The 26,753-nt window shown below is 52.6% G+C and carries 24 protein-coding genes; 13 read left to right on the top strand and 11 right to left on the bottom strand.

Going from position 1 to position 26,753, the window contains the following annotated elements:
- Nucleotides 1-594 precede the first annotated feature (594 nt).
- From glmU to phoU, 7 genes are all read left to right on the top strand, one after another.
- Entirely contained in the window at nt 595-1,965 is a 1,371-nt protein-coding gene (gene glmU, locus OGX96_RS03375) for a bifunctional UDP-N-acetylglucosamine diphosphorylase/glucosamine-1-phosphate N-acetyltransferase GlmU (protein ID WP_286582260.1), read from the top strand.
- Nucleotides 1,966-2,190: 225 nt separating this feature from the next.
- Complete coding sequence (gene glmS / locus OGX96_RS03370; RefSeq protein WP_167820546.1) at nt 2,191-4,020, top strand: glutamine--fructose-6-phosphate transaminase (isomerizing); 1,830 nt, start codon at nt 2,191-2,193, stop codon at nt 4,018-4,020.
- Nucleotides 4,021-4,353: 333 nt separating this feature from the next.
- On the top strand, nt 4,354-5,394 hold the full coding sequence (gene pstS, locus OGX96_RS03365) for a phosphate ABC transporter substrate-binding protein PstS (protein WP_003827033.1): 1,041 nt from the start codon (nt 4,354-4,356) through the stop codon (nt 5,392-5,394).
- A 143-nt stretch (nt 5,395-5,537) separates the two neighbouring features.
- Complete coding sequence (gene pstC, locus OGX96_RS03360) at nt 5,538-6,497, top strand: phosphate ABC transporter permease PstC (protein ID WP_008786549.1); 960 nt, start codon at nt 5,538-5,540, stop codon at nt 6,495-6,497.
- Nucleotides 6,497-7,387 carry a phosphate ABC transporter permease PstA gene (gene pstA, locus OGX96_RS03355; protein ID WP_003827037.1) on the top strand — a complete coding sequence of 297 codons (891 nt, stop codon included), beginning with the start codon at nt 6,497-6,499 and terminating at the stop codon, nt 7,385-7,387. The genes pstC and pstA overlap by 1 nt, the downstream gene beginning before the upstream one ends.
- Before the next feature lie 46 nt (nt 7,388-7,433).
- The gene (pstB, locus tag OGX96_RS03350; protein ID WP_003023821.1) at nt 7,434-8,207 is read left to right on the top strand and encodes a phosphate ABC transporter ATP-binding protein PstB; all 774 of its coding nucleotides are present in this window, start codon (nt 7,434-7,436) and stop codon (nt 8,205-8,207) included.
- Between the two features lie 14 nt (nt 8,208-8,221).
- Nucleotides 8,222-8,947: a phosphate signaling complex protein PhoU gene (phoU, locus tag OGX96_RS03345; RefSeq protein WP_003023824.1), complete on the top strand. Its 726-nt coding sequence runs from the start codon at nt 8,222-8,224 to the stop codon at nt 8,945-8,947.
- 121 nt (nt 8,948-9,068) lie between these two features.
- Here phoU and yieH read toward each other — a convergent pair whose 3' ends face one another.
- Complete coding sequence (yieH, locus tag OGX96_RS03340; protein WP_198802954.1) at nt 9,069-9,734, bottom strand: 6-phosphogluconate phosphatase; 666 nt, start codon at nt 9,732-9,734, stop codon at nt 9,069-9,071.
- 167 nt (nt 9,735-9,901) lie between these two features.
- On the opposite strand from yieH, the gene adeP reads away from it, so the two are divergent.
- Nucleotides 9,902-11,239 carry an adenine permease AdeP gene (adeP, locus tag OGX96_RS03335; RefSeq protein ID WP_003827042.1) on the top strand — a complete coding sequence of 446 codons (1,338 nt, stop codon included), beginning with the start codon at nt 9,902-9,904 and terminating at the stop codon, nt 11,237-11,239.
- Nucleotides 11,240-11,295: 56 nt separating this feature from the next.
- On the opposite strand, the gene OGX96_RS03330 is transcribed toward adeP, so the two are convergent.
- From OGX96_RS03330 to OGX96_RS22650, 10 genes are all read right to left on the bottom strand, one after another.
- Nucleotides 11,296-11,862 (bottom strand): NADPH-dependent FMN reductase, encoded by a 567-nt coding sequence (locus OGX96_RS03330; RefSeq protein WP_003827046.1) that lies wholly within the window; start codon nt 11,860-11,862, stop codon nt 11,296-11,298.
- A 30-nt stretch (nt 11,863-11,892) separates the two neighbouring features.
- Nucleotides 11,893-12,639, bottom strand: a complete 747-nt coding sequence (locus OGX96_RS03325; protein ID WP_198802956.1) for a 4'-phosphopantetheinyl transferase family protein — start codon at nt 12,637-12,639, stop codon at nt 11,893-11,895.
- 166 nt (nt 12,640-12,805) lie between these two features.
- On the bottom strand, nt 12,806-13,765 hold the full coding sequence (gene yidZ / locus OGX96_RS03320) for an HTH-type transcriptional regulator YidZ (RefSeq protein ID WP_003827051.1): 960 nt from the start codon (nt 13,763-13,765) through the stop codon (nt 12,806-12,808).
- Nucleotides 13,734-14,915, bottom strand: a complete 1,182-nt coding sequence (locus OGX96_RS03315) for an MFS transporter (protein ID WP_048215234.1) — start codon at nt 14,913-14,915, stop codon at nt 13,734-13,736. Before OGX96_RS03315 ends, yidZ begins: the two co-directional genes overlap by 32 nt.
- Nucleotides 14,916-15,097: 182 nt before the next feature.
- Nucleotides 15,098-16,462: a tRNA uridine-5-carboxymethylaminomethyl(34) synthesis GTPase MnmE gene (mnmE, locus tag OGX96_RS03310; RefSeq protein ID WP_032945460.1), complete on the bottom strand. Its 1,365-nt coding sequence runs from the start codon at nt 16,460-16,462 to the stop codon at nt 15,098-15,100.
- A gap of 105 nt (nt 16,463-16,567) precedes the next feature.
- Nucleotides 16,568-18,214, bottom strand: a complete 1,647-nt coding sequence (yidC, locus tag OGX96_RS03305) for a membrane protein insertase YidC (RefSeq protein WP_003827058.1) — start codon at nt 18,212-18,214, stop codon at nt 16,568-16,570.
- Between the two features lie 2 nt (nt 18,215-18,216).
- A complete protein-coding gene (yidD, locus tag OGX96_RS03300) occupies nt 18,217-18,474 on the bottom strand; it encodes a membrane protein insertion efficiency factor YidD (protein WP_003023846.1) in 258 nt (85 codons plus the stop codon).
- Complete coding sequence (rnpA, locus tag OGX96_RS03295; RefSeq protein WP_003844432.1) at nt 18,438-18,797, bottom strand: ribonuclease P protein component; 360 nt, start codon at nt 18,795-18,797, stop codon at nt 18,438-18,440. The genes yidD and rnpA overlap by 37 nt, the downstream gene beginning before the upstream one ends.
- A 17-nt stretch (nt 18,798-18,814) precedes the next feature.
- On the bottom strand, nt 18,815-18,955 hold the full coding sequence (gene rpmH / locus OGX96_RS03290; RefSeq protein ID WP_003023858.1) for a 50S ribosomal protein L34: 141 nt from the start codon (nt 18,953-18,955) through the stop codon (nt 18,815-18,817).
- A 228-nt stretch (nt 18,956-19,183) separates the two neighbouring features.
- Nucleotides 19,184-19,264, bottom strand: a complete 81-nt coding sequence (locus OGX96_RS22650; protein WP_418221920.1) for a hypothetical protein — start codon at nt 19,262-19,264, stop codon at nt 19,184-19,186.
- Nucleotides 19,265-19,561: 297 nt separating this feature from the next.
- Here OGX96_RS22650 and dnaA point away from each other — a divergent pair, with 297 nt between their 5' ends.
- The 5 genes from dnaA (at nt 19,562) to yidA (ending at nt 26,609) form a co-directional block, all read left to right on the top strand.
- Nucleotides 19,562-20,965, top strand: a complete 1,404-nt coding sequence (dnaA, locus tag OGX96_RS03285; RefSeq protein ID WP_003827078.1) for a chromosomal replication initiator protein DnaA — start codon at nt 19,562-19,564, stop codon at nt 20,963-20,965.
- A 4-nt stretch (nt 20,966-20,969) separates the two neighbouring features.
- Nucleotides 20,970-22,070, top strand: coding sequence for a DNA polymerase III subunit beta (gene dnaN / locus OGX96_RS03280; RefSeq protein WP_003023863.1), 1,101 nt, complete (start codon nt 20,970-20,972; stop codon nt 22,068-22,070).
- Nucleotides 22,070-23,143, top strand: coding sequence for a DNA replication/repair protein RecF (gene recF, locus OGX96_RS03275; RefSeq protein WP_103284540.1), 1,074 nt, complete (start codon nt 22,070-22,072; stop codon nt 23,141-23,143). Before dnaN ends, recF begins: the two co-directional genes overlap by 1 nt.
- Nucleotides 23,144-23,171: 28 nt before the next feature.
- Nucleotides 23,172-25,586: a DNA topoisomerase (ATP-hydrolyzing) subunit B gene (gene gyrB, locus OGX96_RS03270; RefSeq protein WP_008786542.1), complete on the top strand. Its 2,415-nt coding sequence runs from the start codon at nt 23,172-23,174 to the stop codon at nt 25,584-25,586.
- Nucleotides 25,587-25,796: 210 nt separating this feature from the next.
- Nucleotides 25,797-26,609 carry a sugar-phosphatase gene (gene yidA, locus OGX96_RS03265; RefSeq protein WP_008786541.1) on the top strand — a complete coding sequence of 271 codons (813 nt, stop codon included), beginning with the start codon at nt 25,797-25,799 and terminating at the stop codon, nt 26,607-26,609.
- Nucleotides 26,610-26,753 lie beyond the last annotated feature (144 nt).

The following is a 26,753-nucleotide window of genomic DNA, read 5'->3' as shown; positions in this document are numbered from 1 at the left end:
AAAAGCAGCTTTATTATTTCGTGATTTAGATCATAAAAATATTGATTGGTTAAAAAATGAGGCGTAGACTCTTTTTTATGTGATGTATGTCACATAATGAACTCAGGTAAAAAAAGAGATACCAACATGAAATTGATCAACAAAATCATCGCCCTGTTCAGCAATATGAGTTTTTAGTCTTTCCCCGCCAGCTCTGTGGCGCGAAGCTTAATGCGGTTTATCAGCTAGCGTCATCGTCATTAAATCCCCCCTCCTTCGCTGTATCATTTGTTCTCTATCATTCCTCCCCTCAATTTTCCCAACCCGTTTTTCTGCTTCTCACTGAATTACATAAATAAAATCGTACTATGCTGATGTAATGCTTTATTCATGCGGTAAAAAAATAGCAAAAACATTAACCTAAGGCTTTAATAAGAGCAGACTCCTGGTTTTTGGGAGACAAAAGACGCAGATATAGACGAAAATAGTGAGTTATCAGATGGGGAATCCCCCCTGTTGAACGTTTTATCTTCGGTCCATTTCACGCTGAAAAAAATGTAGTATTTTCAATGTGAAACGGTATAAATTCGTTCTCAAATTACAGTCAGGACGTGTATGTTGAATAATGCTATGAGCGTTGTGATCCTTGCCGCAGGCAAAGGCACGCGTATGTATTCCGATCTTCCTAAAGTGCTGCACACCCTCGCAGGAAAGCCGATGGTTCAGCATGTCATTGATGCAGCTAATGAATTAGGTGCGACTCATGTGCACCTTGTCTACGGACACGGTGGCGATCTGCTTAAGCAAACGCTGAAAGATGGCAATCTGAATTGGGTTCTGCAGGCTGAGCAGTTGGGTACCGGCCATGCAATGCAGCAGGCGGCGCCATTCTTTAGTGATGACGAAGACATTTTAATGCTCTATGGAGATGTGCCGCTGATCTCTACCGATACCTTACGTCGCCTGCGTGAAGCCAAACCGCAGGGTGGTATCGGTTTGTTAACGGTAAAACTGGACGACCCATCCGGCTATGGGCGTATTACCCGTGATAACGGCAAAGTTACTGGCATTGTTGAGCATAAAGATGCAACCGACGAGCAGCGTCAAATCCAGGAAATCAACACTGGTATTCTGATTGCCAACGGCGCTGACATGAAGCGTTGGCTGTCTAAACTGACCAACAACAACGTGCAGGGTGAATACTACATCACTGATATCATCGCGATGGCGTATCAGGAAGGACGTGAAATTGCGGCAGTACATCCGGCACGAGTCAGTGAAACGGAAGGGGTAAATAACCGCCTTCAGTTATCCCGTCTGGAACGTGTGTATCAGTCCGAGCAGGCAGAAAAACTGCTGCTGGCGGGCGTGATGCTGCGCGATCCTGCACGTTTTGATCTTCGCGGTACGCTGATTCACGGGCGCGATGTTGAAATTGATACTAACGTTATCATTGAAGGTAACGTAACCGTTGGAGATCGCGTCAAGATTGGTGCTGGCTGCATCATCAAAAACAGCGTGATTGGTGAGGGTTGTGAGCTTAGCCCGTACAGTGTGGTGGAAGATGCCCATCTGGAAGCCGCTTGCACCATCGGTCCATTCGCGCGTCTGCGCCCGGGTGCTGAGCTGCAGGAAGGCGCACACGTGGGTAACTTCGTCGAAATGAAAAAAGCGCGTCTGGGTAAAGGCTCTAAAGCTGGTCATTTGACCTATCTGGGCGATGCGGAAATTGGCGATAATGTGAATATCGGCGCGGGTACGATCACCTGCAACTACGATGGTGCCAATAAGTTTAAAACCATTATTGGTGATGATGTGTTTGTGGGTTCTGATACTCAACTGGTGGCACCTGTCACCGTGGGTAAAGGTGCGACGATTGCCGCAGGAACCACCGTAACGCGTAATGTCGCCGATAACGAATTGGTATTAAGCCGTGTACCTCAGGTCCATAAACAGGGCTGGCAGCGTCCGGTGAAGAAGAAGTAATTTATTTTTGCCGGATGGCGGCCTACGTGCGGTGACGTTCTGTAGGCCTGATAAGCGTGAGCGCCATCAGGCAGACAAGAGATGAGGGGATAATATAATCCTCCGCTCAACAAGCAGTACCTATAAAAATAACCCCACTCTCTACAAGGCTCGGGGCGCCCGAAATACGGGTATCAGGTTGACCGACAACGACAGGCACAATGCCTAAATTCGGAATCAAAAAATATGTGTGGAATTGTTGGCGCTATCGCGCAGCGTGATGTAGCTGAAATCCTTCTCGAAGGTTTACGTCGTCTGGAATATCGTGGTTATGACTCTGCTGGTCTGGCCGTTGTCGATGCTGAAGGCAACATGACCCGTCTGCGTCGTCTGGGTAAAGTGCAGATGCTGACTGCTGCTGCGGAAGAACATCCGCTGCATGGTGGTACTGGTATTGCTCACACCCGCTGGGCGACACACGGCGAACCTTCAGAAGCGAACGCGCATCCCCATGTTTCTGAAAACATTGTTGTGGTGCATAACGGCATCATTGAAAACCATGAACCACTGCGTGAGCTGTTGAAAACGCGTGGCTACACTTTTGTTTCTGAAACCGACACCGAAGTGATTGCTCACCTGGTGCACTGGGAGCTGGAACAGGGTGGTACGTTACGTGAAGCCGTGCTGCGTACTATTCCGCAGCTGCGCGGTGCCTACGGCACGGTGATCATGGATACCCGTAACCCGGAAACCCTGCTGGCGGCCCGTTCTGGCAGCCCGCTGGTGATTGGTCTGGGTATGGGTGAGAACTTTATCGCTTCCGATCAGCTGGCACTGCTGCCGGTAACCCGTCGCTTCATCTTCCTGGAAGAGGGCGACATCGCGGAAGTAACCCGTCGTTCGGTCTCTATTTTCGACAAGTCTGGCGCGGAAGTTAAACGTCAGGATATCGAATCTAATCTGCAATACGATGCGGGCGAAAAAGGTATTTATCGCCACTACATGCAGAAAGAGATTTACGAACAACCGAACGCAATTAAAAACACGCTGACCGGCCGTATCAGCCACGGTGAAGTGGATTTAAGCGAGCTGGGTTCGCATGCCAACGAGTTGCTGTCTCAGGTTGAGCATATCCAGATTATCGCCTGCGGTACGTCGTACAACTCCGGTATGGTGTCCCGCTACTGGTTTGAATCGCTGGCTGGCATTCCTTGTGATGTCGAAATTGCTTCCGAATTCCGCTATCGCAAATCCGCCGTGCGTCGTAACAGCCTGATGATCACCCTTTCCCAGTCTGGTGAAACGGCAGATACCCTGGCGGGTCTGCGCTTATCCAAAGAGTTGGGCTATCTGGGTTCGCTGGCTATTTGTAACGTACCGGGCTCTTCTCTGGTGCGCGAATCCGACCTGGCGATGATGACCAATGCCGGTACCGAAATCGGCGTGGCCTCCACGAAAGCATTTACCACTCAGCTGACCGTTCTGCTGATGCTGGTGGCGAAACTGTCTCGTCTGAAAGGCCTGGATGTGGCTATTGAGCAGGAAATCGTTCACGGTCTGCAGGCGCTGCCGAGCCGTATTGAGCAGATGCTGTCTCAGGACAAACGCATTGCCGCTCTGGCTGAAGGTTTCTCTGATAAACACCATGCGCTGTTCCTGGGCCGTGGCGATCAGTACCCGATTGCGCTGGAAGGCGCGCTGAAGCTGAAAGAGATCTCGTATATTCACGCTGAAGCTTATGCCGCAGGCGAACTGAAACACGGTCCGCTGGCGCTGATTGATGCCGATATGCCGGTTATCGTAGTCGCGCCGAACAACGAACTGCTGGAAAAACTGAAATCCAACATTGAGGAAGTTCGCGCCCGTGGTGGTCAGCTGTACGTCTTTGCTGACCAGGATGCTGGCTTTACCAGCAGCGAAAACATGCACATCATTGAGATGCCGCATGTGGAAGAGGTGATTGCACCGATCTTCTATACCGTTCCGCTGCAGCTGCTGGCGTATCATGTGGCGCTGATTAAAGGCACCGACGTGGATCAGCCGCGTAACCTGGCGAAGTCGGTTACCGTAGAGTAATCCGTACCTAACTGAACTGAAAATGCCCTGCTATGAGCGGGGCATTTTTTAAACTTGTTCTGTTTTTAATCAATTATCCCGCCTGTTTTATGTGACAAACCGTCATCTTCAGCTACTGTTTGCAGTGTCATAAAAAGAAAATTTTAGCGAAATGTTATTGTCATGGTAATAGATAACATTTTGTTTTAAATGAATTTTTAGACAAATAACTTTCCGTATTTTTCATTGTCATAAAACTGTCATATTTCGTACATTTAACTGTCACCTGTTTGTCCTATTTTGCTCACAGTAGCAACTCAAACAACGATTTACGAAAACCGTGCAGGAGACATTATGAAAGTTATGCGTACCACTGTCGCAACTGTTGTCGCCGCGACCTTATCCATGAGCGCGTTCTCTGCGTTTGCAGCAGCGAGCCTGACAGGTGCAGGTGCAACCTTCCCTGCGCCAGTGTATGCCAAATGGGCAGATACCTATCAGAAAGAGACCGGTAGCAAAGTAAACTACCAGGGTATCGGCTCCTCCGGTGGTGTAAAACAAATTACGGCCAATACCGTTGATTTCGGCGCTTCTGATGCCCCGCTGTCTGACGAGAAACTGGCACAAGAAGGCCTGTTCCAGTTCCCGACCGTTATCGGCGGTGTGGTGCTGGCGGTGAATATCCCTGGACTGAAATCCGGCGAGCTGGTGCTTGATGGTAAAACGCTGGGCGACATCTACCTCGGTAAAATTAAGAAGTGGGATGACGAAGCCATCACCAAACTGAACCCAGGTCTGAAGCTGCCTTCGCAAAATATCGCCGTTGTGCGTCGTGCTGATGGTTCTGGTACTTCCTTCGTCTTCACTAGCTACCTGGCGAAAGTGAACGAAGAGTGGAAATCTAAAATTGGTTCCGGCTCTACCGTTAACTGGCCGACCGGTCTGGGCGGTAAAGGTAACGACGGTATCGCCGCATTCGTACAGCGTCTGCCAGGTTCTATCGGTTACGTTGAGTACGCTTACGCTAAGCAGAACAACCTGGCGTACACCAAGCTGGTCTCTGCTGATGGTAAACCGGTAAGCCCGACCGAAGAAAACTTTGCCAACGCCGCTAAAGGCGCTGACTGGAGCAAAACCTTCGCTCAGGATCTGACTAACCAGAAAGGTGACGATGCGTGGCCAATCACTTCCACCACCTTCATCCTGGTCCATAAAGAGCAGAAGAAGCCTGAGCAGGGCGTTGAAGTGCTGAAATTCTTCGACTGGGCATACAAAAATGGTGGCAAACAGGCTAATGACCTGGATTACGCCAGCCTGCCGGACAGCGTGGTTGAGCAGATTCGTGCTGCATGGAAGACCAACGTGAAAGACAGCAGCGGTAAAGCGCTGTACTAATAGAATATCTTTAACGAGTTGGCGGATGGCGCTACGCTTATCCGCCCTACAGTTCCGACTGTAGGCCCAATTTGTAGGCTGGATAAGCGTAGCGCCATCCGGCAGGGCAATTTCGTAAACGCGTTTAACTTAAAGAGTGATTTATGGCTGCAACCAAGCCTGCTTTTAACCCACCGGGTAAAAAGGGTGACATGATATTCAGCGCGCTGGTAAAACTGGCTGCGCTGATTGTGCTATTGATGTTGGGTGGCATTATTGTCTCTCTGGTTATCTCCTCCTGGCCAAGCATACAGAAATTTGGTTTCTCCTTTTTGTGGACCAAAGACTGGGATGCGCCGAACGATATCTACGGCGCGCTGGTACCGATTTACGGTACGCTGGTCACCTCGTTTATTGCATTGCTGATTGCCGTTCCGGTGAGTTTCGGCATTGCGCTGTTCCTGACTGAACTTGCACCTGGCTGGCTGCGTCGCCCGTTGGGTATCGCTATTGAACTGCTGGCAGCAATTCCGAGTATCGTATACGGCATGTGGGGCCTGTTTATCTTTGCCCCGCTGTTTGCGACGTACTTCCAGGAGCCGGTCGGAAACATCCTTTCCAACATTCCGTTTGTTGGCGCACTGTTTGCTGGCCCGGCGTTTGGTATCGGTATTCTGGCGGCTGGTGTGATCCTCGCTATCATGATCATTCCGTACATTGCTGCGGTTATGCGTGATGTGTTCGAACAAACGCCGGTACTGATGAAAGAGTCAGCCTACGGCATCGGCTGTACCACCTGGGAAGTTATCTGGCGTATCGTCCTGCCGTTCACCAAAAATGGTGTGATCGGCGGTGTGATGCTGGGTCTGGGCCGCGCGCTGGGTGAAACCATGGCGGTCACCTTTATCATTGGTAACACCTACCAGCTCGATAGTGCCTCGCTGTACATGCCGGGCAACAGTATTACCTCTGCGCTGGCGAATGAATTTGCCGAAGCGGAATCTGGCCTGCACGTTGCTGCGTTGATGGAACTGGGTCTGATTCTGTTTGTGATCACCTTCATCGTACTGGCGGCGTCTAAGTTCATGATCATGCGCCTTGCGAAGAACGAGGGGGCACGCTAATGGCTACGCTTGAAATGCAAAACACCACTGCGCTGGCGGAGTCCCGCCGTAAAATGCAGGCCCGTCGCCGTCTGAAGAACCGCATCGCGCTGACGCTCTCTATGGCGACCATGGCGTTCGGTCTGTTCTGGCTCATTTGGATCCTGATGTCCACGATCACCCGTGGTATTGACGGTATGTCGCTGGCGCTGTTCACCGAAATGACGCCTCCGCCGAATACAGCGGGTGGTGGTCTGGCGAACGCCCTGGCCGGTAGCGGACTGTTAATTCTGTGGGCGACCGTGTTTGGTACACCGCTTGGCATTATGGCGGGTATCTACTTGGCAGAGTACGGACGTAAGTCCTGGCTGGCTGAGGTTATCCGCTTTATCAATGACATTCTGCTGTCTGCGCCATCAATCGTGGTCGGTCTGTTCGTTTACACCATTGTGGTAGCAAAAATGGAACACTTCTCTGGCTGGGCGGGCGTTATCGCGCTGGCGCTGCTGCAGGTGCCCATTGTTATTCGTACCACGGAGAACATGCTCAAGCTGGTGCCGGATAGCCTGCGTGAAGCCGCCTATGCACTGGGTACGCCGAAATGGAAGATGATTTCTGCGATCACCCTGAAGGCGTCTGTCTCGGGGATCATTACAGGCGTTCTGTTAGCGATTGCTCGTATCGCAGGTGAAACGGCTCCGCTGCTGTTTACGTCGCTCTCCAATCAGTTCTGGAGCACCGACATGATGCAGCCTATCGCCAACCTGCCGGTCACTATCTTTAAGTTTGCGATGAGCCCGTTTGCTGAGTGGCAGCAACTGGCCTGGGCCGGGGTACTGATTATTACCTTGTGCGTACTGCTGCTGAACATTCTGGCGCGCGTCATTTTCGCGAAGAAGAAACACGGTTAATTTTTACGGCGTGGCTGATGCGGCGCCGGATGAGGAAGAGATTGAAATGAGTATGGTTGATACTGCCCCGGGTAAGATTCAGGTTCGTGATTTGAACTTCTACTATGGCAAATTCCATGCCCTGAAGAACATCAACCTGGATATTGCTAAAAACCAGGTAACGGCGTTTATCGGGCCGTCAGGCTGTGGTAAATCAACGCTGCTGCGTACGTTCAACAAAATGTTTGAACTGTACCCGGAGCAGCGTGCGGAAGGTGAAATCCTGCTGGATGGCGACAATATTCTCACCAATACCCAGGATATCGCTCTGCTGCGTGCCAAAGTGGGCATGGTATTCCAGAAGCCGACGCCGTTCCCGATGTCCATCTACGACAACATTGCTTTTGGCGTACGTCTGTTTGAGAAACTCTCGCGTGCGGATATGGACGAGCGTGTGCAGTGGGCATTGACCAAGGCCGCATTGTGGAACGAAACCAAAGATAAATTACACCAGAGCGGGTACTCTCTCTCGGGTGGTCAGCAGCAGCGTCTGTGTATTGCGCGTGGTATCGCCATTCGCCCGGAAGTGCTTCTGCTTGATGAGCCATGTTCAGCGCTCGACCCTATTTCTACCGGGCGTATCGAAGAGCTGATCACTGAGCTGAAAGAGGATTACACCGTCGTTATCGTTACCCACAACATGCAGCAGGCTGCGCGTTGTTCCGATCACACGGCATTTATGTACCTGGGCGAGTTGATTGAGTTCAGCAACACGGACGATCTGTTCACCAAGCCCGCGAAGAAACAAACTGAAGATTACATCACCGGTCGTTACGGCTGATTCAGGAGCTTGTTGTGGATAACCTTAACCTTAATAAACATATTTCCGGCCAGTTCAATGCAGAGCTGGAAAGCATCCGTACCCAGGTGATGACCATGGGCGGCATGGTCGAGCAGCAGCTTTCTGATGCAATCACGGCGATGCACAACCAGGACAGCGAGCTGGCGAAGCGCGTCATTGAAGGCGATAAGAACGTTAACATGATGGAAGTGGCGATCGACGAAGCCTGCGTGCGTATCATCGCCAAGCGTCAACCGACAGCGAGCGACCTGCGTCTGGTGATGGCTATTATCAAAACCATCGCTGAGCTGGAACGTATTGGCGACGTGGCGGACAAAATTTGCCGTACCGCGCTGGAGAAGTTTTCGCAACAGCACCAGCCGCTGCTGGTAAGCCTGGAATCACTGGGCCGCCACACCGTACAAATGCTGCATGACGTGCTGGATGCGTTTGCGCGTATGGATCTGGACGAAGCAGTGCGTATTTATCGCGAAGATAAGAAAGTTGACCAGGAATATGAAGGCATCGTGCGTCAGTTGATGACTTATATGATGGAAGACCCACGTACCATTCCAAGTGTGCTGACCGCGCTGTTCTGCGCACGTTCCATCGAACGTATCGGTGACCGCTGCCAGAATATCTGCGAATACATCTTCTACTTCGTGAAGGGACAAGACTTCCGTCACGTGGGCGGGGATGAGCTGGATAAGCTGCTGGCGGGCAAAGATCCGAAGGAATAAGCAGCTTGTTGCGTTCGCCGGGATCCCCCGGCGTCGCTATTGTAGGCCGGATAAGGTGTTACGCCGCATCCGGCATTCTGCGCCATTCGCCTGATGGCGCTTTGCTTATCGGGCCTACTGTTTATTCGACGATATTCCAACCCCGCGCTTTCCACAATTCCGGCAACTGTGCCAGATCGGTAAACGTCGTCACTTTTGGATGATCGATCGGTTTGTTATGCGGATCGGCGCAGAAGTAGAACACTTCCATCCCGGCGGCAATCCCCGCCTGCGCACCTGCGCTGGAATCATCAACCAGAATGCAGTTCTCAACATTAACATCCATCGCTTTCGCCGCATGGAACATCAGGGCCGGATCGGGCTTCCAACGCTGAATATCGTAGCCGCTGAACAGTAAATCAGGGAAATGGTGCAACATGCCCAGCTTACCCAGCGAATGCTGCATTTTGCTGACCGGACCGTTAGAGACCACACACATTGGTACGGCCATGCTGTCCAGTAGCGCATTGGCACCGGCAATCACCTCCAGTTCCGTATCGAACAGACGTGCGACCTCAGCGCGGTAAACCGGTTCTAAATCGGTTTTTGCCAGTTCGACACCGTGCTCTTCGTTGATAATGTCGATGATCTCGTACAGCTTTACCCCCTTGAAGCGTTTGAAAATTTCTTCAAGATCGAGCGTAATGCCAAACGCCTGGAACATGCTGACATACGCGCGAGAACAAATCACTTCACTGTCGACAAGGGTACCGTCACAGTCAAAAAATACGGCTTCTATCTGGGACATGTCATTTCCGTTTTAACAAGTTTAACGTTTTCGTAATGCATTATTGGGCGACGCAATCGTTGCCGTATAAGCAAAATCAATGAAAAAAGTTGCTCATAACCCAACCCTATTGTCGCATTTTGGTATAGGATAGCGACGAATTTTCCCTCCTTGTTCGGAAATTGATAATGAGTCAACAACACACAACCCAGGCTTCTGGCCAGGGGATGCTGGAACGCGTGTTCAAACTGCGCGAACATGGCACGACGGCACGGACCGAAGTGATCGCCGGTTTAACGACCTTCCTGACGATGGTGTATATCGTTTTTGTTAACCCGCAAATTCTTGGCGTGGCTGGCATGGATACCAGCGCTGTCTTTGTTACCACCTGCCTTATTGCTGCATTTGGTAGCATCCTGATGGGCCTGTTTGCCAACCTGCCGGTCGCACTTGCGCCTGCTATGGGCCTGAACGCATTCTTCGCTTTCGTGGTCGTTGGCGCGATGGGGCTGTCATGGCAGATTGGTATGGGCGCTATCTTCTGGGGCGCTGTTGGTCTGCTGCTGCTGACGATTTTCCGCGTTCGTTACTGGATGATTGCCAATATCCCGGTTAGCCTGCGTGTGGGGATCACCAGTGGTATTGGTCTGTTCATCGGCATGATGGGGCTGAAAAACGCCGGTGTTATCGTCGCCAACAAAGACACGCTGGTGTCTATCGGTAACCTGACGTCCCACAGCGTACTGCTCGGTATCCTGGGCTTCTTTATCATCGCGATTCTGGCGTCACGTAACATTCACGCGGCGGTGCTGATTTCTATCATCGTAACCACGCTGCTGGGCTGGATGCTGGGCGATGTTCATTACAACGGTATCGTTTCTGCGCCACCGAGCGTGATGTCTGTTATCGGACATGTCGACCTGGCCGGTTCATTTAACATTGGCCTGGCGGGTGTGATTTTCTCGTTCATGCTGGTTAATCTGTTCGACTCCTCCGGTACGCTGATTGGCGTTACGGATAAAGCCGGTCTGGCGGATGCGAAGGGCAAGTTCCCGCGCATGAAGCAAGCGCTGTATGTGGATAGCGTGTCGTCGGTTACCGGGGCGTTTATCGGGACTTCTTCCGTTACTGCGTATATCGAATCTTCTTCCGGGGTTTCGGTCGGTGGACGTACCGGTCTGACCGCCGTGGTCGTTGGCCTGCTGTTCCTGCTGGTTATCTTCCTATCGCCGCTGGCGGGGATGGTACCGGGTTATGCAGCCGCTGGTGCGCTGATTTACGTTGGCGTCCTGATGACATCAAGCCTGTCGCGCGTGAAGTGGGATGACCTGACAGAAGCGGTTCCGGCGTTTATTACCGCCGTGATGATGCCCTTTAGCTTCTCAATTACCGAAGGTATTGCGCTGGGCTTTATTTCTTACTGCGTGATGAAGATTGGTACCGGACGTTTCCGCGATCTCAGCCCGTGCGTCATCATTGTCGCGCTGCTGTTTGTGCTGAAGATTGTGTTTATCGACGCGCACTAATCGCTGTTTATTTGCCCATATATCAACAAGCCCGGCATATCGCCGGGCTTTTTCTTTTACGCTTTCACGCGCTGAATGTAGTCGCCAAATGCGGTCAGTTGACCGGTCAGATGGTCCAGCGTGCTTTGGTCGATCACTTCACCTGTCTGCGGGTCTACTTTATTCTGAATGACGCCGCCCATAAATTCCGGCTTGTTCATTACCATGGCGTCGAGGAATACCAGGATCTGACGCAGATGATACTGGCAGCGCGCGCCGCCAATAGCGCCCATAGAACTGGTCTGGATCAGCACCGGCTTACCCGATAATGGCTGATCGGGCAGGCGGGACAGCCAGTCGATGGCGTTCTTCAGTCCGCCCGGAACAGAATAGTTATATTCAGGTGTGACGATGACGACACCGTCAGCCTTTCTGATTTGCTCAGCCAGTGCTTCTACGCTGGCCGGAAAACCCTCTTCCTGTTGGAGGTCGGCATCGTACAGAGGGATATCACCAATCGACGGCAGCGCGTTCACTTCCATTCCCGCTGGAGCAATCTTGGGCAGCGTACGGGCAACCATTCCATTAAACGAACCTTTGCGCAGACTTCCCAGTAACGTAACAACATTCAATGTTTCAGACATGGTGGCTCCTGTTTCATCATGAAGGTTAAATCAAAGCGTATGGCTCTTCGCTGCACATAATTGAGAGAACCGGATCAGACGACCCGTTGGCTCATTGGCGCGAGTCTGGATATCAGGCAAAATTTTCCAGTCCTGTTTACCATCAAACTCCCAAACTTTGAGTTTTTCAATGGTTGGCGTAACCGCAACTGACCACACCAGTACATCTTCCGCATCGCAAATGGCTTCAACCTGCGCCACATGGGCACATTTCAGGCGCCCTGCGCCGGGTAAAAGCTGGAGCTCACGCGGATCGTCATTGCACACATCGCCAGTGAGTTTGAGTACGCTCTGGCGCAATGTAATGAGCTGCGCGCGTGCTTCGTTGGGGTCGTTTTGGTTATTGATCCACAGGTTTTCGTTACTGGAGAAGCGCCACGTTTCCGCTGAATTTGGATTGTGAAACCCGCGGGTGGCCCGCTGAAGTTCCATATCCAGGCCGCACGTTCCTTCAGTTGTTAGCACAACGCCGACGATATTCCCGGCATAGGAAATCGAAAAACCCGGCAGGGTCTTATCGCGAAAAACGGGCTTACCTTTGGCCTGAGTAACAATTTCGGGCAGCGTGCTGGTGCCGTAAAGCATAAACATCAGTTCAGCGAGAAGACTTCGGGAAGCCAGGAAACGTGTCCGGCGATGAGCGGGTAGATCTCTTGCTTCGATATGACATGGAGAAGGGAGGCGAGCTGAAACCAGGTGTCCCTCCGTAAGAATCCCTCTGGCAAAATGTGTCGCCATTTGTCGCTCCGTGATTAATGGTCCGTGATTATTACCAGAGTAACATTTACACGGCTTCCGGGCAGGCTTTGCTGCCCAAAAACTAAGCGAAAATGGGAGACATTACGCGATATTTACATTTCTGTTGCCAGAATGGTCGATTTAGCAACACCAAAATGACGGATTGTCAGGATATATCGCGATAAAGCGCCTTGATCGTGTCTTTTAGCCAGACGATCTTAGGATTGTGGCTGTTGCGTTTATGCCAAAGAAGAGTGAACGGTACGCGCATTTTTTCCAGTTGCGCCGTATCAAATGGCATCGGTCGTGCCACGAGTGGAAGCTGGTGGAGTTGGTTATAACGCTGGCAATAGACCGGTGCGGTGGCTATCAGCGCGTGATCCGGCTGCGCGGCCATAAACAGCGATTGCTCAAAACCGGGCAGACATAACGCGATATTGCGTGCGCGTCCCATTTCTTGCAGGACTTCATCCAGCGCCCATGTATCGCTTTGCTCCCAGCTAATGCTGATGTGCGGATAGCGCAGAAAGGTGTCCAGATTCCACTCTTCCTGCAGTGCGGGATGATCTTCACGTAGCCAGACGCAGGGCAGATCGGAAAACAGCACTTCATGGTCGATCGACAATGGCAACAAACTCAGCAGTTCGCGCGAACGCGGATGACTTTCGCGCCCGGTAAAGCCAATATCCACTTCACCGCGAATAATGGCATCCAGCGAGTCATAGTCCCAGTTGCGTATTTTGATTGTTGCCTGGGGATAGCGCTGATAAATCTGCTGGGAGAGCGCATTGAACATGATCATCACTAACGGCGTTTCGGCCGCCAGATCAAACTTCAGCCCGCGTGGAGACTCATGGTGCGGCTTATCGAGCAACTGATTGCCCATCTGCATCCATTCAGCAAGGCTCTGCTCCATGCTGACCATCAGCGGCGTCGGTGATAGCCCCAGCGGGGTGTTCACAAACAAGGGATCGTCAAACCAGGTCCGCAGCTTCGACAGCGACTTACTGACCGCCGACGGTGTGACGTTCATCCGTTTGGCGGTTTTAGTGACGCTGCGTTCCTGCATCAACAGCTGCAGGCAGAGCAATAAATTAAGATCGAGACTGCTGAGGGATTTCTTCATGAGTTGGCGCGGACCGGTTAGGTGCAACAGTGATAATCAGCATGATACTCACTATGCTACAGCCAATCAGAATCCCGATCAGCATATTCAGCGCATCAAGGCCAAGAACCGCCGCCAGCCAAATCCACAGCGAGGAACCGCAAACCTGGGCAATACCTAATGCCGAGCTGGCGACGCCCGCGCGCAGCGAGAACGGCCCAAGCGCCTGGCTCATCGCAACACCGAAGCCGACCGAGAATCCGGCGCAGATTAACGTCAGCCCGAAAAGCGTTACTGCGTGTGAAGTGGCAAGGGTTAACACCACGCCGGCACACAGAAACAGCACCTGTGAGGTCAGCATCAGAACGCGAGGCTTAAATACGCTCAGAGCAAATGGCGTAGAGAAAGAGACCGCCATACTGATGCCTGCGGTCATGGCCATCGTGGTGGCGTACTCACCACGGTCGAAGCCCATCACTTCCATCAGCAGCACCGGAGACGTATTCACGAAGGTCAGGATCACCGACACGCTGAGGGTGGTAATGGCCAGACGGCTTAAGAAAAAGCGGTTTACCAGTGATTCGGTTGTGTGGCTCTTTTCCGTCGTCGCCATAAGCGTTGCTGGGCGCGATTCTCGCAGGACAAACACCGACAGCAGGCAAACAGCCACACCCATTCCCATCATCGTGTAGAACAGGCTCTGCCACGGGTATTTGAGCATGATCAGATGCCCCATCACTGGAGCCAACACCGGCACAATACAGGTAATACCGTTCAACAACGACAGCACCTTCGCCCGGCGGCGATCGTCGAGCGTATCGCGCAGGATAGCGAAAGCCACCACGTAGCAACAGCCCGCACCTACGCCCTGAATAAAACGACCTATGAGGAATGGCGTACCGCTTTCGGCGAAAGAACATAGCGCAGAGGCGAAAATAAAGATGAGTGCGCCGACTATGGCGACCGGTTTGCGACCTGACTGGTCGGCAATTTTACCGGCGAACAGCATCGCCGTCGCCATTCCTGCCAGATATACCGAAAACGCGATATGCAGTTGCGCCTCGCTGGCCTGTAAATCGGCAGCAATACGGGGCAGCCCCACCAGATACATATCAATACCGGCAGGATAAAGAAGAACCAGGGCGAAACTGCAGATTAGAAAGCGTGTCATAGCGACCTCATAAGAAATGTGGCGCTAAGCATACGGTCAGAGAGTCAACTGCACGAGTTGCCATTTGGACAACAGTGATTTCCACATGGGAAATAGTTGTTGCCGGATGGCGGCGTAAACGCCTTATCCGGCCTACGAGGCCTGTAGGCCCGGTTAGCATCACGCCACCGGGCAACACAACGTTACTTACCGATACAGAAGCTGGAGAAAATCCGTCCCAGCAGATCGTCGGAGGTAAACTCTCCTGTGATCTCACTGAGGTTCTGCTGCGCAAGGCGTAGCTCCTCAGCCAGCAATTCTCCGGCCCATGCTCCGAGCAGTTGGGCTTTACCCTGCTCGAGATGCTCTGCAGCTTCTGCCAGCGCCTGCAGGTGACGACGACGGGCCAGGAAACCGCCTTCCATATTGGTTTCAAAGCCCATGCTCTGTTTGAGATGATTACGCAGTACGTCAACGCCTTCACCGGTACGCGCAGAGAGGCGAACCAGTGAGTGGCCATTTACTTCGCTAAGGCCCAGCGTCTCACCGGTAATATCCGCTTTGTTACGCACCACGGTGATCGGCAGTTTGGCTGGCAGACGGGCAATAAAGTCTGGCCAGATATCTGCCGGGTCCACGGCGTCGGTGGTGGTGCCATCAACCATAAACAGTACACGGTCGGCCTGTTCAATTTCCTGCCAGGCACGTTCGATACCGATGCGTTCAACTTCGTCGCTGGCATCGCGCAAACCGGCGGTGTCGATGATGTGTAGCGGCATGCCGTCGATGTGAATATGCTCACGCAGCACGTCGCGAGTAGTCCCGGCGATATCGGTGACAATGGCCGCCTCACGGCCAGCCAGCGCGTTCAGCAGGCTTGATTTCCCGGCGTTTGGCCGACCGGCAATCACCACCTTCATCCCTTCGCGCAGCAGGCTGCCCTGACGCGCTTCCGCACGCACGGCATCAAGATCGCTGATAACGCTGTTGAGTTGCGCTTCAATCTTGCCGTCAGACAGGAAGTCGATTTCTTCATCCGGGAAGTCGATCGCTGCTTCAACATAGATGCGCAGGTGAGTGAGCGCTTCCACAAGATGATTTACCCGTGCGGAAAATGCGCCCTGCAACGAGTTCAGCGCCGAGCGAGCGGCTTGCTCTGAGCTGGCATCGATCAGGTCGGCAATCGCCTCGGCCTGGGCTAAATCGAGCTTATCATTGAGAAACGCTCGCTCGGAGAATTCACCCGGTCTGGCAATGCGCAGCCCGGGAATGGTCAGAATACGTTTGAGCAGCAGGTCAAGAATCACCGGACCGCCGTGGCCCTGAAGCTCTAAAACGTCTTCGCCGGTAAAGGAGTTTGGGCCGGGGAACCACAAGGCAATCCCCTGATCCAGCGCGCTGCCATCCGCGTCTTTAAACGGCAGATAATCGGCATAACGCGGTTTGGGCAGTTTCCCCAGTACGGTTTCTGCGACCTCACGCGCCTTCAGGCCGGAGATACGCAGGATACCCACGCCACCACGTCCCGGTGGGGTGGCCTGAGCGACGATGGTGTCGTTATGGCTCATGGTTTGTCTCTTCTTAATGCAATAAAAAAGGCGGTCTAATGACCGCCCTTTACTTTATGTTCCGTTTGCCGGATGGCGGCTTCGCCTAATCCGGCCTACACCGAATCAGGAGTTTTTCTTCTCGCGGCTATGCAGGCCACGTTTCTCCAGACCACGGTAAATCAGCTGCTGCTGAATAATGGTTACCAGGTTGCTGACGATATAGTACAGCACCAGACCTGACGGGAACCACAGGAAGAACACGGTGAAGATGACCGGCATGAAGGTCATGATCTTCTGCTGCATCGGGTCGGTTACGGTGGTCGGAGACATCTTCTGAATGAAGAACATCGTCACGCCCATCAGAATCGGCAGGATGTAGTATGGGTCCTGTGCCGACAGGTCATGGATCCACAGGGCGAACGGTGCATGACGCAGTTCAATGGAGCCCATCAGCATGTAGTACAACGCCAGGAAGATTGGCATCTGGATGATCAGCGGGAAGCAGCCGCCCAGCGGGTTTACCTTCTCAGCTTTGTACAGGGCCATCATTTCCTGGCTCTGACGCTGTTTGTCATCGCCCAGACGTTCACGCATAGCCTGAATCTTCGGCTGCAGCATACGCATCTTCGCCATGGAGGTGTACTGCGCTTTGGTCAGCGGGTACATGATGCCACGAACGATAAAGGTGATAACGATGATGGAGAAGCCCCAGTTACCCAGGAAGCTATGGATCCACTTCAGCAGTTTAAACAGCGGCTGAGAAATGAACCACAACCAGCCGTAGTCCACGGTCAGATCCAGGTGCGGTGCAACGGCCGCCATTTTATCCTGAATTTCCGGGCCGACCCACAGGGTGCTGGTCATCGCGCCAGTCTGGCCAGGCTGTACCAGTACCGGCTGTGATTTATAGCCGATAGCGGCAATGCCGTTACCCAGGTTAGCGGTATAGAAGTTGTTGGTGCCGTCGTTACGCGGAACCCATGCCGTTGCGAAATACTGTTGCAGCATTGCGACCCAGCCGTCTTTAGCATTGACGTTCAGGTTTTCGTTTTCAGCAATGGTGTCGAATTTGTATTTCTCATACTTCTCATCCGGCGTGGAGTACGCCGCGCCACGGAAAGTGTGCAGCGCAAAGTTGCTGCTACCGGTGTCACGATGAGATGGCAGATTGATGGATTGCTTCAGCTGACCAAAGGTGGAGATTTCCAGCGGTTTTTCGCCGGCGTTCTGCACGCTGTAGTTAACGTTGACAGCATATTCACCACGCTTAAGAACAAACGTTTTAGTGAATGTGTTACCCGCTGCGTCAGTATAGGTCATCGGGATCTGCAGTTCGTTCTGACCGTCAGCCAGTACAAACGCGTCTTTATCGACGTTGTACAGCGGACGTGGGCCGTTAGCCGGGTTATCCGGGCCGTCACGACCTGTCAGGCCACTCTGTGCCTGGTAGATGAACTGTGGCGTAGTTTCCAGTAACTGGAACGGTTCGGTAGAACCGAGTTCTTTCGGGTAAGCTGGCAGTGAAGCCTGTTCCACATCACCACCACGGGTGTTGATGGTCAGATCAAGCACGTCAGTTTTAACCGTAATCAGTTTCCCCTGGCCACTGGCCGGTACGCCCTGGTCTGCGGCGCTACCCGCTGCGGTGGTCGTTGTCTGCGTGGTCTGTTGGGCCTGAGGTTGCGGGTTTTTATCCTGCTCCCAGGCTTGCCAGATCATGAAAGACACGAACAGCAAAGCGATGACTAAAAGATTGCGTTGCGAATCCATCGTTAGTGTTCTCTGGTATCAAATGGTCCGGGCGGGACGGGATCGTCACCACCAGGGTGTAAAGGGTGGCATTTTAATACGCGTTTCACCGTCAACCAACTGCCTTTTATCACTCCAAACCTGCGCAATGCCTCAATTCCGTAGCTCGAACAGGTTGGAGTGAAACGGCAATGCGGCCCAAGCAGCGGACTGATCAGGCGTTGATAGACCCGAATGAGGGCTATCAGGACCCGCGAGCCAGGCGACAATGGCGACGCCATAATTTTTCCAACGCTTCCGAGAGAGCACGGTTATCGAGGTCAGCAACCCCTTTTTTCGCCACCACCACGAAATCCATTGCTGGAAGCTCGTGCTGACGTAAACGGAAGCTTTCACGCGTCAGACGTTTAATCCGATTGCGTTCATGCGCACGTTTAACATTTTTCTTGGCGACTGTAAGACCGATACGGGGATGCCCCAGCGAATTCAGGCGGCCGAGGATGGTGATTTGCGGCGTGCCAGCCCGTTGTGGCTGCTGGAAGACGAATGTGAAATGAGTGGGAGTTAACAAACGTAACTCCCTGGGAAATGCGAGCTTAACCACTCAGGGGCTAGCTTTTATTACTTAGAAACGGTCAGACGAGAACGGCCTTTAGCACGACGACGTGCCAGAACCTGACGACCATTTTTATTAGCCATACGAGCACGGAAGCCGTGAGAACGGTTGCGCTTCAGTACAGACGGTTGAAAAGTGCGTTTCATGGCGATTTCTACCTAAACTTGAATAAATTCACTGACTTTTGCGTATACCCGAACGAATTTCGAACGACTTACGCCACAGTGTGGGTGATTAAAGAGGCCGGATTGTAATAATTGTACACTCCGGAGTCAATTCTCTTTCCTTATTTCCCGCTTTTTTCCGCATGGTTTCGCGTAAAAAACAGGCAGCGTTGACGCCGTAAGGCGACCGTTACTCGCTGGGGGTAAGAATTATACGGGCTGGTGGATAAAGCGCAAGGATCGCACGGGATCTTTATTAGATCGTTTAAGCAGTAAAGCATCTTTACTCATTAATTTTTTCAATATGCGCGCTAAAACCTGCAGCACTTCTCCATGATCGTTTACACTTAGCCGATTCTGGATCATCCTGTGGATAAATCGGGAAGAATCTGTGAGAAACAGAAGATCTCTTTCTCAGTTTACGCTATGATCCGCGGTCCTGATCGTTTCAATGGATCCTGATCGGGTAAAAATTGCAGATAGCAATTCGCACGTCACCCTTTGCATAGGGTCTTGTCGATGTGCGTCAACAATCATGAATGTTTCAGCCTTTGTCATTTATCGACTTTTGTTCGAGTGGAGTCCGCCGTGTCACTTTCGCTTTGGCAGCAGTGTCTTGCCCGATTGCAGGATGAGTTACCAGCCACAGAGTTCAGTATGTGGATACGCCCGTTGCAGGCGGAACTGAGCGATAACACGCTGGCTTTGTATGCGCCAAACCGTTTCGTGCTCGATTGGGTAAGGGATAAATACCTTAATAATATTAATGGATTACTCAATAATTTCTGTGGCGCGGATGCCCCACAGCTGCGCTTTGAAGTCGGCACTAAACCCGTCACGCAAACGCTGAAAACGCCGGTCAACAATGTTGTTGCGCCCGCCCACGTGGCTCAGCAAGTGCAACCACAACGTGCTGCTCCGGCGGCGCGTCCAGGCTGGGATAACGTCCCGGCTCCGGCAGAACCTACCTATCGTTCTAACGTCAACGTCAAACACACGTTTGATAACTTCGTTGAAGGTAAATCTAACCAGCTGGCGCGCGCGGCGGCACGTCAGGTGGCGGACAATCCTGGCGGCGCCTACAATCCGTTATTCCTTTATGGCGGTACGGGTCTGGGTAAAACCCACCTGTTGCACGCTGTCGGTAACGGCATTATGGCGCGTAAGCCGAACGCCAAAGTGGTGTATATGCACTCCGAGCGTTTTGTGCAGGACATGGTCAAAGCCCTGCAAAACAACGCGATCGAAGAGTTTAAACGCTACTACCGTTCCGTTGACGCGCTGCTGATTGACGATATCCAATTCTTCGCGAATAAAGAGCGATCGCAGGAAGAGTTTTTCCACACCTTTAACGCCCTGCTGGAAGGCAATCAGCAGATCATCCTGACCTCGGATCGCTATCCGAAGGAGATCAACGGCGTTGAAGATCGTCTGAAATCCCGCTTTGGCTGGGGACTGACTGTCGCGATCGAACCGCCTGAACTGGAAACGCGTGTTGCGATCCTGATGAAAAAAGCCGACGAAAACGACATTCGTCTGCCGGGTGAAGTAGCGTTCTTTATTGCCAAGCGTCTACGCTCTAACGTACGTGAGCTGGAAGGCGCACTGAACCGAGTGATCGCCAACGCCAATTTTACCGGCCGGGCGATTACTATCGATTTCGTGCGCGAAGCGCTGCGCGATCTGCTGGCTTTGCAGGAAAAGCTGGTCACCATCGACAATATCCAGAAGACGGTGGCGGAGTATTACAAAATCAAAATTGCGGATCTGCTTTCTAAGCGTCGATCTCGCTCGGTAGCTCGCCCGCGCCAGATGGCGATGGCGCTGGCAAAAGAGCTCACTAACCACAGTCTGCCGGAAATTGGCGACGCGTTTGGTGGGCGTGACCATACTACCGTGCTTCATGCCTGCCGCAAGATTGAGCAGTTGCGTGAAGAAAGCCATGATATTAAAGAAGATTTCTCCAATTTAATCAGAACATTATCTTCGTGACGCTATGAAATTTACCGTTGAACGTGAACATTTATTAAAACCGCTTCAGCAGGTCAGCGGCCCGCTGGGTGGACGTCCTACACTGCCTATTCTCGGAAACCTGCTGCTGCAGGTTGCTGACGGCACGCTTTCGCTGACCGGTACCGATCTCGAAATGGAGATGGTGGCGCGCGTGGCGCTGATCCAGCCTCATGAACCTGGCGCGACCACCGTTCCGGCGCGTAAATTCTTCGATATTTGCCGTGGATTGCCGGAAGGCGCGGAAATTGCCGTTCAACTGGAAGGCGACCGTATGCTGGTGCGTTCTGGTCGCAGCCGTTTCTCGCTGTCTACGCTGCCTGCTGCCGACTTCCCGAATCTGGACGACTGGCAGAGCGAAGTCGAATTCACCCTGCCGCAGGCGACGATGAAGCGCCTGATTGAAGCCACGCAGTTTTCGATGGCGCATCAGGACGTACGTTACTACTTAAACGGCATGCTGTTTGAAACCGAAGGGGAAGAGCTGCGTACCGTGGCGACCGACGGTCACCGCCTGGCGGTCTGTTCAATGCCTGTTGGTCAGCCGTTGCCAAGCCATTCGGTGATCGTACCGCGTAAAGGCGTGATTGAACTGATGCGTATGCTCGACGGCGGCGATAACCCGCTGCGCGTGCAGATTGGCAGCAACAACATTCGTGCGCACGTTGGTGACTTCATCTTCACCTCTAAGCTGGTTGATGGCCGTTTCCCGGATTATCGCCGCGTATTGCCGAAGAATCCGGACAAACATCTGGAAGCCGGTTGCGATATCCTCAAACAGGCGTTTGCGCGTGCGGCGATCCTCTCGAACGAGAAATTCCGCGGCGTGCGTCTGTATGTCAGCGAAAACCAGCTCAAAATCACCGCCAACAACCCGGAGCAGGAAGAAGCGGAAGAAATTCTGGATGTCTCCTATCCTGGTACAGAACTGGAAATCGGCTTTAACGTGAGCTACGTACTGGACGTTCTGAACGCGCTGAAGTGCGAGAACGTGCGTATTCTGCTGACCGATTCCGTATCGAGCGTACAGATTGAAGATGCCGCATCACAGTCGGCTGCCTATGTTGTTATGCCAATGAGACTGTAATGTCGCTCACCCGCCTGTTGATCCGCGATTTTCGCAATATCGAAAGCGCGGATCTCGCTTTATCCCCTGGCTTTAACTTCCTGGTTGGCGCGAACGGCAGCGGCAAAACCAGCGTACTGGAAGCTATCTATACGCTCGGCCACGGTCGGGCGTTTCGCAGTTTGCAGATTGGCCGCGTGATTCGCCACGAGCAGGAGTCGTTTGTTTTACACGGGCGTTTGCAGGGTGAAGAACGTGAAACGTCGATTGGCCTGACGAAAGACAAACTGGGCGACAGCAAAGTGCGCATTGACGGCACTGACGGGCACAAGGTCGCAGAACTGGCGCACCTGATGCCGATGCAGCTGATCACGCCTGAGGGGTTTACTTTACTCAACGGCGGCCCCAAATACAGAAGAGCATTCCTTGACTGGGGATGCTTTCACAATGAAGTCGGTTTTTTCACCGCCTGGAGCAACCTGAAGCGACTGCTCAAGCAGCGCAATGCAGCGCTGCGCCAGGTGAGTCGTTATGAGCAACTGCGCCCGTGGGATAAAGAACTGATCCCACTGGCGGAACAAATCAGCACCTGGCGCGCGGAGTACAGCGCCGGTATCGCGCAGGATATGGCGGATACCTGCCAGCAGTTTCTTCCCGAGTTTTCGCTCTCCTTCTCATTCCAGCGCGGCTGGGAGAAAGAGACTGATTATGCCGAAGTGCTGGAACGCAGTTTTGAACGCGATCGCATGTTGACCTACACTGCGCACGGCCCGCATAAGGCGGATTTCCGCATTCGCGCCGACGGTGCGCCGGTGGAAGATACGTTGTCGCGTGGGCAGCTAAAGCTGCTGATGTGCGCCTTACGTCTGGCGCAAGGGGAGTTCCTGACCCGTGAAAGCGGGCGGCGCTGCCTGTACCTGATAGATGATTTTGCCTCTGAACTGGATGACGCGCGTCGCGGACTGCTGGCCAGCCGCTTAAAAGCCACGCAATCTCAGGTCTTTGTCAGCGCAATCAGCGCTGAACACGTTATAGACATGTCCGATGAAAATTCGAAGATGTTTACCGTGGAAAAGGGTAAAATAACGGATTAACCCAAGATAAAATGAGCGAGAAACGTTGATGTCGAATTCTTATGACTCCTCCAGTATCAAAGTCCTGAAAGGACTGGATGCGGTGCGTAAGCGCCCGGGTATGTATATCGGCGACACGGATGACGGCACCGGTCTGCACCACATGGTATTCGAGGTGGTAGATAACGCTATCGACGAAGCGCTCGCGGGTCACTGTAAAGATATCGTGGTAACGATTCACGCTGACAACTCCGTGTCCGTTACCGATGATGGCCGTGGTATCCCAACCGGTATTCACCCGGAAGAGGGCGTTTCGGCAGCGGAAGTTATCATGACCGTTTTGCACGCAGGCGGTAAATTCGATGATAACTCCTATAAAGTTTCCGGCGGTCTGCACGGCGTGGGTGTTTCCGTCGTTAACGCCCTGTCACAGAAGCTGGAACTGGTGATTCGTCGTGAAGGCAAAGTGCATCAGCAAACTTACGTGCACGGTGTGCCGCAGGCGCCGCTGGCAGTAACCGGCGAAACAGAATTGACCGGGACTCAGGTCCGTTTCTGGCCAAGCCACGAAACCTTTACCAATGTTGTTGAATTTGAATACGACATTCTGGCGAAACGTCTGCGTGAGCTGTCATTCCTGAACTCCGGCGTCTCTATTCGTCTGCGCGACAAGCGTGACGGCAAAGAAGACCATTTCCACTACGAAGGTGGCATCAAGGCGTTTGTTGAATACCTCAACAAAAACAAAACGCCGATCCACCCGAATATCTTCTACTTCTCCACCGAAAAAGACGGTATCGGCGTTGAAGTTGCGCTGCAGTGGAACGATGGTTTCCAGGAAAACATCTACTGCTTCACCAACAACATTCCACAGCGTGACGGCGGTACTCACCTTGCAGGCTTCCGTGCGGCGATGACCCGTACCCTGAACGCCTACATGGACAAAGAAGGCTACAGCAAAAAAGCGAAAGTCAGCGCTACTGGTGACGATGCCCGTGAAGGCCTGATTGCCGTTGTTTCCGTGAAAGTACCGGATCCGAAGTTCTCCTCACAGACCAAAGACAAGCTGGTCTCCTCTGAGGTGAAATCGGCGGTAGAACAGCAGATGAACGAACTGCTGAGCGAATATCTGCTGGAAAACCCGTCTGACGCGAAAATCGTTGTTGGCAAAATTATTGATGCTGCACGTGCTCGTGAAGCTGCACGTCGTGCGCGTGAAATGACCCGTCGTAAAGGCGCGCTCGACTTAGCCGGTCTGCCGGGCAAGCTGGCGGATTGTCAGGAACGTGACCCGGCGCTGTCCGAACTGTACCTTGTGGAAGGGGACTCCGCGGGCGGTTCTGCGAAGCAGGGCCGTAACCGTAAAAACCAGGCGATTCTGCCGCTGAAGGGTAAAATCCTCAACGTCGAGAAAGCGCGCTTTGACAAGATGCTCTCCTCTCAGGAAGTTGCGACGCTGATCACCGCGCTCGGCTGTGGCATCGGTCGTGACGAGTACAACCCGGACAAACTGCGTTATCACAGCATCATCATCATGACCGATGCGGACGTCGATGGCTCGCACATTCGTACGCTGCTGTTGACCTTCTTCTATCGTCAAATGCCGGAAATCGTTGAACGCGGTCACGTTTACATTGCACAGCCACCGCTGTACAAAGTGAAAAAAGGCAAGCAGGAACAGTACATTAAAGATGACGAAGCGATGGATCAGTATCAGATCTCTATCGCTCTGGATGGCGCAACGCTGCACACCAACGCCAGCGCACCAGCCCTTTCAGGTGAGTCGTTAGAGAAACTGGTTTCAGAATACAACGCGACGCAGAAAATGATTGGCCGTATGGAACGTCGTTTCCCGAAAGCGCTGCTGAAAGAGCTGGTTTATCAACCGACGCTGCCAGAAGCTGATTTGGCTGATGAAGCGAAAGTTACGGCCTGGGTTTCCCAGTTGGTTAACGTGCTTAATGAAAACGAAATGCACGGCAGCACCTGGAATAGCTTCGTGCGTAAAGACGCTGAACTGAACCTGTTCGAACCGGTGATCCGGGTGCGTACCCACGGTGTCGATACTGACTATCCATTGGAACATGAATTTGTGACCGGTGGCGAGTACCATCGTATTTGTACGCTTGGCGAGAAGCTGCGTGGGCTGATCGAAGACGATGCGTTTATCGAACGTGGCGAGCGTCGCCAGCCGGTTGCCAGCTTTGAGCAGGCGCTGGAATGGCTGCAGAAAGAGTCTCGTCGTGGCCTCGCTATCCAGCGTTATAAAGGTCTGGGCGAGATGAACCCGGAACAGCTGTGGGAAACCACCATGGATCCGGAAAGCCGTCGTATGCTGCGCGTTACCGTGAAGGATGCGATTGCTGCCGACCAGCTGTTCACCACGCTGATGGGCGATGCCGTTGAACCACGTCGCGCATTTATCGAAGAGAACGCCCTGAAAGCGGCGAACATCGATATTTAAGCCAATCTGTAGGCCGGATAAGGCGGTTTACGCCGCCATCCGGCAAGACGTTGTATTGTGCCTGATGGCGCGTTGCTTATCAGGCCTTCAAACGACAACCAATCTACAAAAAGGGGAATCTCGATTCCCCTTTCTATCCCCCTTTTCGTAGCTGTTTTTTGAGCGGAATCGCGTTAGCATGAGGACGGACTCATTTAATCCGGGGAACTCATGGCTATCAAACTTATTGCTATCGACATGGATGGCACACTTCTGCTACCCGATCACACCATTTCACCAGCGGTCAAAACGGCGATTGCCGCGGCACGCGCGCGTGGCGTGAATGTGGTGCTGACCACGGGACGCCCGTATGCCGGCGTTCACAGCTATCTGAAAGAACTACATATGGAACAACCCGGTGACTACTGCATTACCTACAACGGTGCGCTGGTGCAGAAAGCAGGGGATGGCAGTACCGTGGCGCAAACCGCGCTGAGCTATGATGATTATCGTTACCTGGAGCAGCTCTCCCGGGAAGTCGGCTCGCATTTCCATGCCCTCGATCGCAATACGCTGTATACCGCGAACCGTGATATCAGCTACTACACGGTGCACGAATCGTTTGTCGCGACCATCCCGCTAGTGTTCTGTGAAGCCGAGAAAATGGATCCCGCAACCCAGTTCCTGAAAGTGATGATGATTGACGAGCCGGAGATCCTCGATAAAGCTATCTCTCGTCTACCTGCGGAAGTAAAAGAGAAGTACACCGTGCTGAAAAGTGCGCCGTACTTCCTCGAAATCCTCGATAAACGCGTCAATAAAGGGACGGGCGTTAAATCGCTGGCCGATGCGTTAGGCATTAAAGCCGAAGAGGTGATGGCGATTGGCGATCAGGAAAACGACATTGCGATGATTGAATACGCAGGCGTGGGCGTTGCCATGGATAACGCTATTCCATCAGTCAAAGAAATCGCCAACTTCGTGACGAAATCTAACCTTGAAGATGGCGTCGCCTGGGCGATAGAGAAATACGTCCTTTCCTGATGCGTGTTATGCCTGGCCTCGGCTGGGCATTAACATTAAAATGTTATAAAACATATATTTATATTATCAGATGTGAAACCGCACATTAATACCTCCACATAGTACGTAACTTCTATACTCTCCCTTCTTCTTTTATATCTGGGC

Origin of the sequence: Citrobacter sp. Cpo100 (assembly GCF_030332595.1) — a bacterium.
GTDB lineage: Bacteria > Pseudomonadota > Gammaproteobacteria > Enterobacterales > Enterobacteriaceae > Citrobacter > Citrobacter portucalensis.
The sequence above is the reverse complement of the archived record's forward strand: the minus strand, read 5'-3'. Positions and strand labels throughout refer to the sequence as shown.